The sequence below is a fragment of the Dyella sp. genome, from assembly GCF_035486915.1.
GTDB lineage: Bacteria > Pseudomonadota > Gammaproteobacteria > Xanthomonadales > Rhodanobacteraceae > Dyella_B.
Genome location: NZ_DATHMR010000031.1, coordinates 1 through 16592, shown reverse-complemented (window position 1 = coordinate 16592; position 16592 = coordinate 1). Strand labels below are relative to the sequence as shown.

9 protein-coding genes are annotated in these 16592 nt (G+C 60.2%); 4 read left to right on the top strand and 5 right to left on the bottom strand.

Annotation, left to right across the window (positions count from 1 at the left end; genetic code table 11):
* Both VK725_RS03185 and VK725_RS03180 read right to left on the bottom strand, forming a co-directional pair.
* Positions 1-1074 (bottom strand): ESPR-type extended signal peptide-containing protein (locus VK725_RS03185; RefSeq protein ID WP_325316610.1); only part of this gene is annotated, 1074 nt, incomplete at its 3' end.
* Between the two features lie 389 nt (positions 1075-1463).
* Complete coding sequence (locus VK725_RS03180; RefSeq protein WP_325316609.1) at positions 1464-2234, bottom strand: response regulator transcription factor; 771 nt, start codon at positions 2232-2234, stop codon at positions 1464-1466.
* A gap of 142 nt (positions 2235-2376) precedes the next feature.
* Between VK725_RS03180 and VK725_RS03175 the strand changes: the two genes are divergently transcribed.
* From VK725_RS03175 to prmC, 3 genes are all read left to right on the top strand, one after another.
* Positions 2377-5055, top strand: coding sequence for a M1 family metallopeptidase (locus VK725_RS03175; RefSeq protein WP_325316608.1), 2679 nt, complete (start codon positions 2377-2379; stop codon positions 5053-5055).
* A gap of 144 nt (positions 5056-5199) precedes the next feature.
* A complete protein-coding gene (locus VK725_RS03170; RefSeq protein WP_325316607.1) occupies positions 5200-9318 on the top strand; it encodes a hypothetical protein in 4119 nt (1372 codons plus the stop codon).
* Positions 9311-10138 (top strand): peptide chain release factor N(5)-glutamine methyltransferase, encoded by an 828-nt coding sequence (gene prmC, locus VK725_RS03165; protein ID WP_325316606.1) that lies wholly within the window; start codon positions 9311-9313, stop codon positions 10136-10138. Before VK725_RS03170 ends, prmC begins: the two co-directional genes overlap by 8 nt.
* A gap of 24 nt (positions 10139-10162) precedes the next feature.
* Here the strand turns inward: prmC and VK725_RS03160 are convergent, their stop codons facing one another.
* The 3 genes from VK725_RS03160 to VK725_RS03150 form a co-directional block, all read right to left on the bottom strand.
* Positions 10163-12763, bottom strand: coding sequence for an MMPL family transporter (locus tag VK725_RS03160; RefSeq protein ID WP_325316605.1), 2601 nt, complete (start codon positions 12761-12763; stop codon positions 10163-10165).
* Positions 12764-12975: 212 nt separating this feature from the next.
* On the bottom strand, positions 12976-14769 hold the full coding sequence (dxs, locus tag VK725_RS03155; protein ID WP_325316604.1) for a 1-deoxy-D-xylulose-5-phosphate synthase: 1794 nt from the start codon (positions 14767-14769) through the stop codon (positions 12976-12978).
* 209 nt (positions 14770-14978) lie between these two features.
* Positions 14979-15578, bottom strand: coding sequence for an HNH endonuclease (locus VK725_RS03150; protein WP_325316603.1), 600 nt, complete (start codon positions 15576-15578; stop codon positions 14979-14981).
* A 256-nt stretch (positions 15579-15834) separates the two neighbouring features.
* On the opposite strand from VK725_RS03150, the gene VK725_RS03145 reads away from it, so the two are divergent.
* Positions 15835-16592: SapC family protein (locus VK725_RS03145; RefSeq protein ID WP_325316602.1), on the top strand; the 758-nt coding region annotated here is incomplete at its 3' end.

The window sequence follows — 16592 nt, the reverse complement described above, 5'->3', positions numbered from 1 at the left end:
GCGTCCGACCGATACCGCGTTGGCACGGTTTGCGATGGAGTTGGTACCGAGCGCAACACTACCCAGCGTAAGCGCTTGTGCGTTGTAGCCCAATGCGATGGCATTGCGCGCTTGCGCATCACTGTTAGCGCCCAGGGCGATGGAGTTGGTCCCGTTCGCAAAGGCGCCACTACCGGTTGCTGTGGCACCTTGGCCAAAGGCGAAGGCATCTGTGCCGACGGCTGTCGCGCTATCGCCTACGGCATAGCTGAGAGCACCTAATGCGGTAGCGCCATCTCCCGAGGCGAGAGAAAAAGCACCCTGAGCGAGAGATGTGGCACCCGTCGCTTGGGATGCGAAGCCCATGGCGGTGCTGTAGTCACCAGTGGCTGCGCTATATGCGCCGGCCGCCGTCGCTTTCACACCTGACGCAACGGCATCGTCACTGCCATCGTTATTGCCATTGGCTTTGAAGTAATGCTGTGCGTCGCTCACGCTGGAAGCCAGTGTGTCCAACTGAGACACATTGACTGCATCGTGCGCATCGATGCCATCGGCAACATTCGTGACGCGGCGCTCGCCACCCACGCTGCCGACGGATACGACATGGTCGACATCGGCGACCGACCCGTTGCCCAGCGCCACGCTGTTGTCACCCGATGCAACGCTGTCTTGCCCAAGTGCGATGCTTGAGGTACCCGACGCGAATGCATCATGCCCCATCGCGATGCTGTTGTTGCCGCGCGCGGTCGACATATAACCGAGCGCCGTCGAGTAGTCACCCATGGCCAGCGAGCGATTGCCCAGCGCAGTGCTGTAGTTGCCCAGTGCCGATGCCAGCGAACCGCAGGCGAATGCATCGTCCAACGCATAAGGCTGATCGGTTGGCGCAAACGAGCCTGTACACACATCGGCATATGCGGATTTTGGCGCCCCTGCAATAGCCAGCATGATGGCTACAGAAATGCCGATAAGCCGGAGACTGGAGCGTTTTTGTTTACGGCTTCCGACAACGACATCGTTACTGGCCAATTCCGATGCCACTACGACAACACCTAGCGATGCGTTCCAGACTTTGCTGTAGATCCTGTTCATGCTTGCTATTTCCTCCATGCGGATAAGGAATGCAGGGCGCGCATGGCAACGCATGCGTGCGCCGAGGCGATGGAAGCCGGATAGGAGTTCCCCTCGATCCTGCTATTCGTGTATGGCCGCTGCCGAGGGTCTGTTTGTGTCGAGCCTGGGCAGGTGGCGCACGGCGAGCATCACGATTCACGGAAAGAACTGTCACGCACGGAAAACCACGAAAATTCACGTCTTTCACAATTGCTCACGCTTCCTCACACGCGAGCCGGCGATGCATTTCGATGGATGCATGCGGTGTCGCAGCCTTACGAATGCGTATGGTGTGCAGATCGATGACGTGCGCACTGTCCGCCCGTCTGGCGAAGACGCGCGGTGAATGACCGTAGTGGAGTGCGTTGTTATCCGACGATGGTTGTCGGCTTATGCCATGCGTCGCCAGGCAACATGTAGCCTTTGCTGCGAACGGTAAGCAGCGGCAGCATTTCCTTGGTCTGTGAAAGCACTTTTCGGCGAAGCCGATGGATGATCATCTCGAGGCGATGTGGATCGCAGTCGTAGCGGCTGTGATTCAAAGCCTGGATCAGCGAATCGCGCAGCACCGGTTCGTTGCTTGCGCTCATCAGTGTTGTCAGCACGCACTGCTCGATGGCAGTTAGCGCGACAATCGTGCCGCGCGGCGATACCAGCCGCCAACCGTCGGCTTCCAATCGCCAGCGCGATACGGGCGCTTGATCGGGGACCATTCCATGCGGAAGCGGCGTCATGCGGCGTGCAAGGCTGTGTAGTGCGGCGGCCAGTACGTCCAGGTCGACAGGTTTTATCAGGTAACCGTCGGCACCATTGTGTAACGCCTGGATCTGATGCTGGCGATCGGTCGAGCCTGTCAGCATGACGATGCCGATATCGGACATCGTGCGCAGATGCTGCGCGACGGTAAGACCGTCTTCATCGGGAAGACCGATGTCCAGCACCACCATGTCGAACTGTTGCGACAGCATATGACGGTAAAGCTCGGCGGCCGAAGCCGCGCCTTGCGTGCTGAATCCGTAGTCGCTCAGTGCGGGAAGCAGAATTTCTTCGCGTAGTGCTTCATCGTCTTCCAGCACCGCGACGCGAATCGGCGGCGTGGACACGTATCCGGACAAAAGCCGGTGACCCCTCATCGACATATCGTGCTCATCCCTTAGCGCTCCCTCGGTCTAGCTTAGGGCCGTATGCACGGCTTACATCAGAGGACTATGCCTTTTGGCACTGTGGCAAAGGGCCTACGCCGCCTAGCGTGAATACTTTTCGATGCCGTAGGAAGCCACCATGCACCGTTTCGTTCGTCCCCTTGCTTTGACTGCCCTTGCCATGTGTTGTGGCGCAGCATTCGCGTCCACGCCGGCCGATCAAGCGCCGCATGGGACACTGCCGCGTTGGGCGGTGCCGGAGTCTTACCAGCTGTCGTTTAAGGTGGATCCGAAGCAACAGGATTATTCGGGTACGACCACGATCAAAGTCGACTTGAAGCAAGCCGCCGATCATCTGTGGTTGGACGGGCGCGATCTGAACGTGAACAAGGTGACGATCACCGATGCGAGCGGCACTGCACATGACGGCAAATACGTCGCCGTTGCACCGAACGAAGGCGTGTCGCGCATCGATTTCGGTAGCACGCTGAAACCGCAGCAGTTGACGCTCACCATCGAATACACCGCGCCGCTCAATCAGCAGTTGCAAGGTCTGTATAAGGTCAGCCATGCGGGCGTGCCGTATGCGATGACGCAGATGGAACCGATCAGCGCACGCTACGCGTTCCCCGGTTTCGACGAACCCGGTTTCAAGACGCCGTACGAGATCAGCCTGACGATTCCGTCGGATGTTACCGCTGTTGCCAATACCAAGCAGACGGGCGAAACCGCTGCCGACGCCGGTTGGAAAACGTTGACGTTCGCAAAAACGCAGCCGCTTCCCACTTATCTGGTGGCGTTCGCGGTCGGCCCGTGGGATATCGTCAACGGCCCGGATATCTCGCCCGACGATTACCGCACTGACGTGCTGCCGCTGCGTGGTGTCGCCGCGCATGGCGAAGGCCATCGCATGCAGCATGTGCTGAGCGAAACGCCCAGCATCATCCATACGTTGGAGAACTACTACGGTTTCGGTTATCCGTTCGGCAAACTCGATCTACTTGCTGCACCCGATTTCTCCGCTGGCGCGATGGAAAATCCGGGCTTGGTCACGTTCCGCGACTGGCTGTTGCTGCTCGATCCGGATTCTCCGGCGAAGTACGTGCGTGGCTCGTTCAACGTCACCGCGCATGAACTCGCGCACCAGTGGACGGGTGACACCGTGACGCTTGCATGGTGGAACGACATCTGGCTCAACGAAGCTTTCGCCACCTGGATGCAGCAGAAGGTCACGATGAAGGTGCATCCGGAATACCGCGCTGACCTTGATCGCATTCACGGCGCCGAAGGCGCCATGCAGAACGACAGCCTGACCACAGCGCGGCAGATCCGCCAACCGATCACGGGCAACGGCGATATCGAAACGGCGTTCGACGGCATCACCTATCAGAAGGGTGCCGCAGTCATCGGCATGTTCGAAGGCTATGTCGGCGAAGACACCTTCCAGAAGGGCATGCGTGCGTACATTCAGGCACACAAGTTCGGCAACGCTACCGCCGACGATCTGGTCGGTGCGATTGCTACCGCTGCAAATCAGGGTGCAACGTTCAAGCACGCGTTCAACAGTTTCCTTGACCAGTCGGGCGTGCCTTATGTGCAAGCGCAGCTGGATCAGAAAAACGGCCAGACCGTTCTTCACCTAAGTCAGAGTCGTTATCTGCCGACCGGCAGCACCGGCAACGCTAATCGCGTGTGGGGTATTCCGGTGTGCGTGCGCTACGCCACCCACGACGGCACCAAGCAGAGTTGCGAACTGCTCGACAAGGCCTCGGCCACGATGGTGTTGACCGATGCCAGCACGCCGACCTGGGTGATGCCCAATGCGGATGCGCGAGGTTACTACCGTTTCAGTCTGAGCAAGAAAGACTGGGCCAACCTCACGCAGCACTTTGCATCGTTGAGCGACACCGAACAACTGGCTTACGCGGACAGCATCGACGCCGGTTTCCGTCACGGCGATTTGAATGCTGCCGACGTCATGACGGCGTTGAAGCCACTCACTGGCGTGGCAACCCGCGAAGTCGCGGTGGCGCCGCTGGACACCATCGCGTGGATCTATAGCAACGAAGCAGCGACCGATGCGCAGCGCGCCAAAGTCGAGGCCTGGGTGAAAGACGCTTATCTGCCGCGCATGGAGCAACTCGGTTATCAGCGCAAGGCTGGCGAACCGGAAGGCGATTCTCTGCTGCGTAGTACGCTGGGCGAAGTGCTTGCGCTCGACTTCAAGCTGCCCGAAGTACGCGCCGCTCTGCTCAAGCAGGGTGATGCCGCGCTCGCGAAGAAGGCCGATGGTCACCTCAACTTGACCGCAGCTGATCCGGATCTGCTTGGCGTCGCGTTGGCTGTGGCGGTGCAGGAACGTGGCGAACCAGCACTGGATGCGTTGATCGCCGAATTGCCGCAGACCACCGATCCGGCGCTGCGCAACGCCATGCTGCAAGGCTTGAGTGCCGCCGACACACCTGCGCTCGCCGACAAGGCGCGCGACTTTGCGTTGACCAAACAAGTGAAGGTAGGCGAGATGGCCGCTATCCTGCGCGGCAGCCACGACACATCTGCTGCTCGCGACGCGCTGTGGCACTGGTTCACCGGTCACTACGATCAGGTGGTGGCGCGCACGGGCAGCTTCGCCGGTGGTCGCCTGCCGGCGCTGGCTGGCGGCGGTGGCTGCTCCAAGGCAGAGGCGGATCGCTTGCAGGCTTATTTCGAGCCGCGGCTGAAGGACGTGACCGGCGCTGATCGCGGTCTGGCGCAAACCCGCGAGCAGACGTTGCTGTGCACGGCGCTGAAAGCCAAGCAGGACCCGTCGAAGATCTAACCGTAAGCATTGTTTATCGACAGATGCCGGGTAGTGCAGGCTACCCGGCATTTTTTTGCGCCCGCGGCTGTCCCAAAAGAGCCGGCCTTTTCACGCCACCGATTCCATCTAAACTGGCTCAAACGCCACCGAGGAGAGAGCCGCATGCGTCGATGGATAGGGATGTTCGCTCTGTTGTGGATGGTCGCTCCACTGCTGGCGCAGGAGGTTCCGCCTGCGTTGCACGATTGGCAGGATTGGGTACTGCACGATGTTCCCGAGCATGCCTGTCCATTCCTCGCCAACCGCAATCCGGGTGTCGGCAATTACCAATGCATCTGGCCAGGCCGTCTTGGGCTGGAGGCAGACAAGGACGGTGGTCGTTTCAGCCTCAGCGTGCACGTCGATGCGGCAGGTTGGGTGGGCGTGCCGGGCGATGAACACAACTGGCCGCAGCAAGTCTCTGTCAACGACAAGGCCGCGCCCGTGTTGTCGCAACAAGGGCATCCCGCCTTGTGGCTGGCACCCGGCGATTACACCGTGCGCGGCGTGCTGCCTTGGGAAGCACGCCCGGCGCGTTTGAGCGTGCCCAACAGCATCGGTCTGGTGTCGCTCAGTCTCGACGGACAGGCTGTGGATCGCGTCGAGCGAAACGGCGATCAGCTCACGCTTGGCGAAGCCGCCGCAGCGCAACGTCAGGCCGATGCACTTTCAGTACGTGTCTACCGGCACCTTTCCGACGGCATGCCGGCCATGCTCGATACGCAATTGCAGTTGAACGTCACGGGCAGTTCGCGCGAGATGGTGCTTGGGCCCACGTTGCCCAAAGGATTTGTCGCCACTGCATTGACCAGCGATCTGCCCGCACAATTGGACGGCGATGGTCGGTTGCGTGTGCAGTTGCGCCCGGGCTCGTGGACATTGCAGCTCACTGCACGTGGCGTGGATACCTTGCAACAGGTAACGCTCAATCTGCCGCCTGATCCCTGGCCGCGTCAGGAAATCTGGAGTTACTCGGACGATCCGGCTCTGCGTAGCACGCATGTCGATGGCCATGCCACCGATGCGGCGCAAGCGGACGTACCGCCGGACTGGACCAACTTGCCAGCCTATGTCCTTGATGCCGGCAACGGCCTGACGGTGGAGCAGGGTACGCGCGGCAGTGAAGGTAGCGCGGCAGACCAGTTCCAATTGCAGCGGCAGATGTGGGTGGATTTCGATGGTGAAGGTGTAATCATCAGCGATCATCTGATGGGCAAGCTGCAGCATACGCAGCGACTTGACGTTGACAGCCCCTGGCAGCTGCAGCGCGCATCGCAAGGCGATGACCCGTTGCTCGTCACGCAAACCGGCAACGGTCGCAGTGGCGTGGAGTTGCGCGGGACGGATCTGGACCTTCAAGCCGGCTTGCGTATTGCCGATCGCAGCGGTGCGTTGCCAAGCACGGGTTGGCAGGCGTCGTTGGAAAGCATCGATGCAACGCTGCATCTTCCTTACGGTTATCGGCTGATTGGCGCGAGCGGGGTCGATCGTTCGCCCGACTCATGGATCGCGCAGTGGAGTTTGCTGGATCTGTTTGTCGTCGCCTTGATCGCCTTGCTGGCTGGACGTTTGTTGGGATGGCGCTGGGCGCTGATCGCGATCGTTTTCCTCGCGCTCTCGCAACATGAAGGTGGTGCGCCGCGCTGGACGCTGGGTTTGGCGCTTGCGTTTGCGTTGCTGAAAAAAGCATTGCCGCAAGGGCGACTGGAACGTGTGGCGCATCTCGTTGCTGGTGCTGCACTGGCATTGGCGGTGCTGTGGACGCTGCCCTTTGCATCGACGCAATTGCAGAGCGCCTTGCATCCGCAGTTGGAAACGCATGGTAGTTCGCCGCTTGTTGCCAAGATGCAAGCGGTCGAGGGAGTGGAGCGAAAGGCCTATAAACAAGAGGTTGAGCCCCAGGAACAGGTCGCTAACGCGCCCGCTGCTGCGCCTGCACCACCTGCCGCACCGGCACCGCGTGTCCAGGAATCGTCGGCCAGTGCCGTGGCCAGTGGCGGCAATCGACAACTCGCCAGCGTGACCGTTACGGGCAACGCGATGACAGGTGCGGATTATGTGGACGAAACAGACAACCACAGCGTGATTCAGGCTGGTGCCGGCGAACCTGCATGGGACGTGGGCAACAACTATCGGCTGGGTTGGTCCGGACCCGTTACGCCGCAACAAACCATGCGCCTGGTGATCGCACCGGCATGGTTGGTGCGGTGGTTGCGCGTGATCATGCTGGGTTTGCTCGTCGTGCTGCTGGCGCGTGTGGTCCAAAGCCTGAGCAAGCCGTTGCATCCGTCGTGGCGTCGTTGGTGGCCTGGTCGCGCCACCGCGGCGTTGTTGATCTTGGTGTGCTTACCGTACATGGCACATGCGCAGTCGACACCGAACCAGAACGTGCTGAACCAATTGCAGGCGCGACTGACCGAGGCGCCCAAATGTGTGCCCGATTGCGCCGTCGTTGCCGCCACCAACGCGCAGGCGAAGGACGATCAGATCGTGCTCGATATGGAGGTGCACGCGGGCGCACCGGTAGCGTTGCCTATGCCACAAGCAGATGGCGGCATGCAATTGGTCAGCGTAAGTGTGGACAACAACGCCAGTGCGTCGATTGGCAGAAACGATGATCAGCTCGTGGTTAGGCTTGCTCCCGGCATACATCATGTCGAGCTGAGCTATCGCGCCAAGCCGGTCGACAGTACGACGCTGAACTTCACGCTACGTCCGCAATGGATATCTTTCAAAGGACAGGGCTGGTCGCTGGATGGGGTCGATGCCGGGCGCATGCTGGGCGACAGTGTCACGTTCAATCGCCTCAAGACGGCCCAAGACGGTAAGCAAGCACCTTTGCCGCAACAGACGTTCCCACCGTATGTTCGTGTCACGCGCGACTTGGGTCTGGGTGTTGACTGGATGGTGGTCAACACGGTCGAACGCATCGCACCGAGCGACGGTGGTTTCACGTTAGACGTACCTTTGCTTCCTGGCGAACATCCGCTGGGCGACAACGCACGCGTGCAGGATGGTCGTATCAGCATCACGTTCAATGCGGGGCAAAAGAGCGTGGCGTGGACCAGTCGCCTTGATCAGGTGGGCAACTTGCAGCTGAAGGCCCCTTCGCTCGATGAGCGAGCCGAGATATGGCAATTGCACGCGGGAAAGATGTGGCATGTCGAGACAAAGGGTGCGCCGCTCAGCGATAGCAGCGATGGCTTGCGTTTCGAGCCGCTGCCGGGCGAAACGTTGTCGCTTGCCATAACACGTCCCAAGCCGGTGGAGGGTGACAGTCTCGCATTTGATAACGTCAGTACAAATAGCAGTGTGGGCGACCGTGCGACAGAGACGACGCTGGAACTGGTTGCGCGTAGTACACGTGGCGGTGAGCATGCTATCTCGCTACCGACAGGTACGGTTCTACTGGATGCGATGCGCGATGACGTCTCGCTTAGTCTTGCCGTCAAGGATGGCAAGCTGAGCTTGCCGCTGTTGCCTGGCAAACATAATTACGTACTCCATTTGCGCGAGCCGCGCGGTGCGAGCTTGCGTTCGACTACGCCCGCATACGCACTCGGCGCGCCTTCTGCGAATGTCTCCCTGGAGCTGAAATTGCCGGAAGATCGCTGGGTGCTATGGACCTGGGGCCCGCGCATGGGACCTGCCGTGCTGTATTGGGCGCAATTGATCGTGCTGTTGCTGGCCGCATGGCTTTTGTCTCGTTATGCACCGACGCCGCTGCGCTTGCGCCATTGGTTGCTGCTCGGCTTGGGTTTTTCGGCCTTCGCTTGGAGTGCGTTTGCGTTTGTCGTGGTGTGGCTGATTTTGCTCGGCTTGCGTGCGCGCCATGAAGCGTCATGTGTGGCGCTGGGAAATCGGCGTTTCAACATTTTGCAAGCGGGTCTCGCAGTCGTGACCGTGCTTGCACTATGCACGCTGGTATCGGCGGTGCCTACGGGGTTGCTGGGTCTGCCGGACATGCATGTCACGGGAAACAATTCCAGCGCATGGGATCTGAACTGGTTTGCCGATCAGGCCAAGGATGCGATGCCGCCAGCGGGCGTGTTCAGCGTATCGCTCTGGTTCTACAAGATCGCCATGTTGGCGTGGGCACTGTGGCTTGCCAATGCGTTGATCGGCTGGCTGCGCTGGGGCTTCGACGCGTGGACGAGCGGCGGCTACTGGCGCAAGCCCGAACCGAAGCCTGCCGCGCCGACAACTCCTGCACGCACCGAGAGCACATTGGGCGATGCCTAAGGTACGCGACGCGCTAATGAGAGCCACGCAGCAGCTCGGCGATCGCGTCGACGCCGAGGTGCTGTTGGCTTATGCGCTGAGCAAACCACGCAGCTGGTTGATTGCTCACGCGGACGATGCACTCTCGCCAGAGCATGCATCGGCCTATGACGGGCTCGTGGAGAAGCGCAAGAAGGGTGAGCCCGTTGCATACATCACGGGACAGCGAGGTTTCTGGTCACTCGATCTTGAAGTGACACCGGCGACATTGATTCCGCGGCCTGAAACAGAACTGCTTGTTGAACTGGCGCTCGAACGCTTGCCGCTTAATAAGCCGGTACGCGTTCTTGATCTTGGTACAGGTAGCGGTGCCATTGCGTTGGCCATAGCCAGTGAAAGACCGCAAGCACAAGTCACGGCAACGGATGCAAGTCACGAAGCGCTTGCCGTGGCGCAACGCAATGCGCATCGTCACAGCATCGTGAACGTCAGTTTCGTGCTTGGCGATTGGTACACACCGTTAACCGATCAACGCTTCGACCTCATCGTTTCCAATCCCCCCTATATAGAGAGCGAGGACCCGCATTTAAGGCAAGGGGATCTGCGCTATGAGCCGATCAGCGCATTGGCGTCTGGCGCTGACGGGCTCGACGACATTCGACACATCGCGCGCACCGCACCGTCGCATCTTGTGCAAAGCGGTTGGTTGATGTTCGAGCACGGCTGGAATCAAGGCAACGCTGCACGCTTGTTACTGTGCAGTATGGGCTTTGTCGAAGTCTTCACGGCGCAGGATTTGGAACAGCGCGATCGTGTCACCGCAGGAAAATTTGTTAGCTAGCGTGCATTGAGGGGCGCCGTTGCATCAATGTCCTGTGCCGCGCAGTTTCGACGGCGGCTTGATCGCGTAGAGCAACGCGGGCAGAAAGACAAACGTTGCCAGCAACACCGCTACCAGGCTGACCAGTAGCATGCGCCCCATGCTCGCCATGCCCAGATCGTGCGAGAGTGCGAGCGATCCGAATGCAGTGCCGGTGGTAAGCGCAGAGAACAGTACGGCACGCGCGGACGCGGAACTGACGAAACGTCGCATGCCCGCGCGCCAATTCATCACGAAGTACACATTGAACGACACGCCTACGCCAAGCAGCAGCGGTAGCGCAATGATGTTGGCGTAGTTCACGGCCATGCCCATCGCGCGCGCAAGCAGGGCCGTGAGCAGTGCGGACATGCCCAGCGTCAACAAAACCAGGCCGACGTCGCGCAGACGGCGAATCGCAATCAGTAACACGATCGCGATGGCGATCGTGGCAAGCACGGCGGCTTGCTGGAACGCACGCATGATCGTGTCGGCAGACGCAATGGTCGTCACAGCGGGGCCTCCCGCATCCGGCGCGATGCGCTGGACCGCTTCGACGAAGCGACGCAATCCAGCCGTGTCTTCCTCGTTCACCGTGGGCGAGACTTGGATACGTACACCACCGTTTGGGCTTACCCAGTCGCGTTTGATCGACTCAGGCAGCGTTTGCAGCGTCACCGGCTTGGCATCCAGCGCATCGCGTAGGCTGTCGAGCTGATTAGGAAGGAAACGGCTGACTGCTGCGTTCATTGCCATCAAGCGGTCATCGGACACCTTGGCCAGCTTCTGCAAGGCGGCGTCGATGCCGCGCAGCGGTGAATCGGCTGGCAGTTCGGCGTTCGCCTCAACGATGGCATCGTGCGTGTCGGCAATTTCCGCGCGCAGTGCAGCCGCTGTCAGCGGAGGTGCGGAGGGATCCACATTGAGCGAGGGCAGCATCAGCACCTGTGCCTGATCGAGCTGATCGAGCGAGGCTTGCTGATCCGGCGGTACGAACGTCGCCGCCGAAATCACGCTGGAGACTTCCGGCAGTTTCTGTAGCTTGTCGCTCAACTCGCGCGCCGTTTTCAGGTCCGGCACCATGATGTTGATGTTGAATGGATTGGTGATCGGATTGTCGGCAAGGCTGCGCAACGTGCGCATAGGCTCCGAATTCGGATCTTGCGTGTTGAGCGGATTCGCATCGAACGGCATGCGTACGGCCGCAACCAAACCAATGATGCCCACTACCGCAAAGACCATCAGCACCGGCTTGTTGTGATCGTGCAACCACGCATCGAGCGTCGGGCCAAACGGTAGCGCCATTTCTTTGCTCTGGCGCTTGGGCTTCATCAGGATCAGCAGCGAAGGCAGCAGCGTGAGCGTGCAAACCAGCGCGATGCCCATGCCTACACCGGCGATGGTGCCAAGTTCCGCCACACCGACGAAGCTGGTCGGAGAGAAAGCAAGAAAGCCGCATGCCGTGGCCGCAGCTGCGACCGCTATCTGCACACCCGACACGCGCGTGCCCGAGGCAAGCGCTTGCGTGATTTCAGGATGACGCATGCGTTCATCGCGCAATCGCACGGCGAATTGAATGCCAAAATCCACCGCCAGGCCAATAAACAGCACCGCAAACGCCACCGAAATAACGTTCAACGTGCCGACCGCAAGCGCGGCAAAGCCGATGGTCAATGCAAAGCCCACCAGTAGCGTGAGCAGAATCGGGATGATGCGACGGAACGAATGCATCGCCAGATAGAGCCACAATGCCAGCAGCAACAGACTGACGACGGTGCTCAGCACGATGCCTTTTGTCAGTGCGCCAAACTGCACATCGGCCAGGGCGACAGAGCCCGTGTAGTCGATGTGCACGCGGCCGTTTTTCACGTCGGGCAAGCTGTCGCGAATACGTTCCAGTGCTTTGGTGGCGGCGCGACCGGGTTGCAGCGAACCGTCTTCCAGCACCGGATGGCTCAGCACCATGCGCACGTTGCCCGCTTGTTGCGTGACATCCGAGCCCAGCAGGTTCTGCCAGGAAAGCGGGGTGGGGTGTCCATCGGCGGCGTTGTTGAGCACCTGCTGCAACTGGTCGAGCGCGGGTTTGTACGGGCTGAGATCCGCGTGTTGGATGCGCACGCCAGCCGCCATCAGTGAAACGCCATTGAGCAGTCCGCGCGCGGAAGGATCGGAAGCCAGCGGGCCCAGCAACGGCTGCGCATTCATCAGCGAATTGAGCAGCTTGCTCAAATCATCCGGGCCGAGCAGCAGCAGACCTTCGTGGCGAAAGAAAGGGTCGGCATCCGGCCGGTAGACATCGATGAAATGCTTTTTGTCCGTCGCCATCGCCTTGGCAAGTTGAGCAGCGGTTTCGTCGGATTCCTCCGGCGTCGCACCACGCACCACCGCGACGAGCACGTTGTTGAATTGCGGAAACTCGCGATCGAACGCCATCGCGTGTTGACGCCACGGCAGCGTGCTGGCGAAGAGGTTGTCCGTGTTGGTATCCACGCTCAATCGGCTAGCAGCAATCCACACGCCGACTCCCGCCAGCGCGAAGAAGAAAATGACGACATAGGCGGCGTAACGCCGGCAAAAGTCGACAACGCGGACAATAAACTCAGTCACGGGCCACGCGGCTCCTTACTAGGTGGCAAAACAGTTGTTGCATGGGTGCGTTGTCTCGCGTGAGTCAAACGCATGCAACCCTCACAGTCATTTGTGCCTGCCGTTTTTAAGGGCTGTAGGTGTCAGTCGGCTTTCGCCTTACAGCCCCTCCCTAAAATCAAACGGCCAGCGTGCGGTACTTGCATGCCGGCCGCGTCGGAATACCTGACGCATTACGCGCTCGCCTGGCTCAGCGAGCCCGCTTTGGGAAATCGGGTACGAATGGCTTGACGTATTCCCGGTAGATCCAGACCCGCCTCGCTCAAGACTTCTTCGCGCGTGCCGTGTTCCAGATACACGTCGGGTAACCCCAGGTGCAGGATGGGCAATGTTACACCGTGGGCGGCCAGACATTCGGCTACGGCGCTGCCCGCTCCGCCGGCTACGGCGTTGTCTTCGATTGTGACGAAACCGTCATGATCCTTGGCAAGCTCGAGGATCAGCGCTTCGTCGAGCGGTTTCACAAACCGCATGTTGACCAACGTTGCATCCAGTTCGGCCGCGACTTCCGCAGCGGGTGCCAGCATCGCGCCGAAGCTCAGGATGGCAATGCCGTGACCGCGCCGGCGCAGATCGGCTTTGCCGATGGGCATCGTTTCGAAGCTCTTGCTGATGACAGCGCCCGGGCCACCGCCACGTGGATAGCGAATGGCGGCCGGCCCGTTGTGACGAAAGCCGGTCGTCAACATCACGCGGCATTCGTTCTCGTCTGCGGGTGCCATGATCATCAGGTTGGGCAGGCAGCGCAGGAAGGTGAGATCGAAACTGCCTGCGTGCGTCGCGCCATCGGGGCCTACGACACCGGCGCGATCGATCGCGAACGTCACGTCGAGATTCTGTAGTGCAACGTCGTGCACTGCTTGATCGTAGGCACGCTGCAGAAACGTGGAATAAATCGCCAACACAGGTTTGCCGCCTTCGCACGCCATGCCCGCAGCAAGCGTTACGGCATGTTGTTCGGCAATCGCCACGTCGAAATAGCGATCTGGATATTCCTGCGAGAATCGCACCAACCCCGAACCTTCTCGCATCGCGGGCGTAATGCCGAAAAGGCGTGGATCGTTTGCCGCCATATCGCACAGCCAATCGCTGAAAACATCTGAATACGTGGGTTTGGATGCGCCAGCTTTTTTCACTACGCCTGCGTTCGGGTCGAACGGACTGACGGCGTGATATTCAATCTGCGCCTGCTCCGCCGGGGCATAACCTTTGCCTTTGGTCGTGATCACATGCAGAAGCTGCGGACCCGGTGCATGTTTCAGTGCGCGTAACGCTTTCAGCAATTGCGCAATGTCATGGCCATCGATCGGGCCGGTGTAATGGAATCCCAGGTCCTCGAACACCGTGCTTGGCACAGATACATCGGCAGACGGCGCGCGACCGGTCATGCGCGCCAACGCGCCGACGTTTTCGCTGATCGACATACCGTTGTCGTTGAACACCACCAGCATGTTCGCGCCGACATTGCCACCGTGATTCAGGGCTTCGAACGCCATGCCGGCCGTCATCGCACCATCGCCGATCACTGCAATAAACTTGCGTTGATCGCCTTTGCGTTGCGCAGCAATCGCCATGCCCAACGCAGCGGAAATCGAGGTGGAAGAGTGACCGACACCGAACGTGTCGTACGTACTTTCCTCGCGCCGAGGAAACGGAGCGAGGCCGCCTTTTTTCTTGATAGTGGTGATGCGATCGCGCCGTCCGGTCAGGATCTTGTGTGGATAGCACTGGTGGCCCACGTCCCAGACCAGCCGGTCGTGAGGTGTATCGAAAACATGATGCAACGCAACAGTCAGTTCCACCACACCCAGGCCCGCCCCGAAGTGACCACCGGAACTGGCCACGGCCTCGATCAGATAGCCACGCAGCTCATCGGCCAGGACAGAAAGTTCTTCATCGGGAAGGCGACGCAGATCTGCCGGGGAGTCGATCGCGGACAGATGCGGGTAGCGAGACAAATCAATCATCTGTGTATTGTTGGCCCTATGCCGGGGAGGGGCAAGGGCAGCGCACTAAAAGCCCCTCTTCCCTTGGGAGAGGGGTTGGGGTGAGGGTACGTTCAGAGCGGGAAATAGACAGCTTGCGCGACACTTCAACACGCACGCTTCGCCCGAACCCTCGCCCGCCTGCCGGCACCCTCTCCCGATGGGAGCGGGATCAGTCGGGAGGGGTTTTCTTAGGCCAGCGCTTCGCGCCGATTGCGCGGCAGATGGCTGACGAGAAACTCCATCTGATCGGCCAGAATATTGCGGTTGGAGAGAATCAGATGCTCCACCCAGCTCGGCCGGTATGGCACGGCCAGTAGCGGCATGTTCGCTTCCTGCGGCGTGCGGTTGCCCTTCTTCAGATTGCAGTGCAGGCACGCACTCACCACGTTTTCCCATTCATCGCGGCCGCGCTTGGAAATCGGCATCACGTGATCGCGCGTCAGCTCACCGCGGCTGAAGCGCTCGCCGCAATACAGGCACAGATAACGATCGCGCCCAAAAAGGGCGCTGTTGGTGAGGGCTGGGGCGGGGTCGATCGCGTGATCTCGACAGTGACCAGTACTGGCAACGATCGGATGAAGGTTGATCTGGCTTTGCTTGCCCAGTACGCGGTTGTGGCCGCCGTGAACGGTGAGGCAGGGCGCGCCGAGAGTCCAGGCCACGGCTTCGCGAACGTAGAGGCAAACGGCGTCTTGCCAGCTGATCCAGTCGAGAATCCTGCCGGCGGCGTCCAGCGATAGCACGCGGGTCGAGTTCAGATCGGCCCGATTGGGCACTTCCATAAGCATGCGTTTCGTCCTTCACCCTATAGCGAAAGAGCGCCCGGTCCATGCAGCGGTGCTCGGTTGAGCCCGAGCATAGACCAAATTGATTGCAAATCGCATGCAAATAGCGGTTCCGGCCCACAAAAAAGCGGGTTTTTCCGACTATTCGCCCCCGGAACCGGGCGCTGATATAGTGGTCGTTCATCTATAGACCCGGCGCCGGGTTTGGGAGGGGGAGCCTGGGTGGCGACCCCGGCACGGCGGGGCAGAGGTAAGTAACGTGGCTGAAGTACTTTTCTATGAGCGTCCTGTTCCGCTCAATCGCACCGCCCACAAGGATCTGCGCATCAAGGCGCTGCAGAACCTCAAGTTCACGCACAACGTGCACTCGGTGCCGTTGACGAGCTCGGAGTTCCCGGCCGCCTCACGCGACATCCCGATTTTGTTCGCCGGTCCCGACATCGCCAATGCAGGTCCCATGGCACTCCTGGGTCTGCGCGCAAGCGAAAACCTTTTTGTGGATATCGATGGCCAGTGGGCGCCGGGTGTGTACATCCCCGCGTTCGTGCGCCGCTATCCGTTCGTGCTGGCGGAAAAGCCCGCTGGCGCTGAAGGCGACGACTTCACCGTGTTCCTCGACGAAGCCTATGAAGGTTTCGACGATAAGGAAGGTGAGCGCCTGTTCAAGGAAGACGGCACCGAAACCGAGATGCTGAGCAACGCGGTGCGCTTCCTCGGCGAATTCCAGCAACATGTCGCGCGTACCAAGCAATTCATGGACGAACTGCGCAAGCACGAACTGCTCGAACCCCGCAACGTTCGCCTGGAGCGCAACGGCAACGTGCTCAATCTCAACGGCCTGTTTGTGATCAACGAAGAAAAGCTGCGCAAGCTCGACGCCCCAACCGTGCACAAGTACGTCAATGATGGCACGATGGCGTGGATCTACGCGCACCTGCTTTCGCTGGGGAATATCGATCGCGTGGGCCAGCGTCTCGCCCAGCGCGAAGAAGCCGAAGCGGCGAACCAGACCAAGAA

Excerpts from the sequence above, each read along its gene's own strand:
- VK725_RS03180 (WP_325316609.1), bottom strand. The coding sequence starts at position 2,234 with ATGTCGATGAGGGGTCACCGGCTTTTGTCCGGATACGTGTCCACGCCG.
- VK725_RS03175 (WP_325316608.1), top strand. The coding sequence starts at position 2,377 with ATGCACCGTTTCGTTCGTCCCCTTGCTTTGACTGCCCTTGCCATGTGT.
- VK725_RS03170 (WP_325316607.1), top strand. The coding sequence starts at position 5,200 with ATGCGTCGATGGATAGGGATGTTCGCTCTGTTGTGGATGGTCGCTCCA.
- prmC (WP_325316606.1), top strand. The coding sequence starts at position 9,311 with ATGCCTAAGGTACGCGACGCGCTAATGAGAGCCACGCAGCAGCTCGGC.
- dxs (WP_325316604.1), bottom strand. The coding sequence starts at position 14,769 with ATGATTGATTTGTCTCGCTACCCGCATCTGTCCGCGATCGACTCCCCG.
- VK725_RS03150 (WP_325316603.1), bottom strand. The coding sequence starts at position 15,578 with ATGCTTATGGAAGTGCCCAATCGGGCCGATCTGAACTCGACCCGCGTG.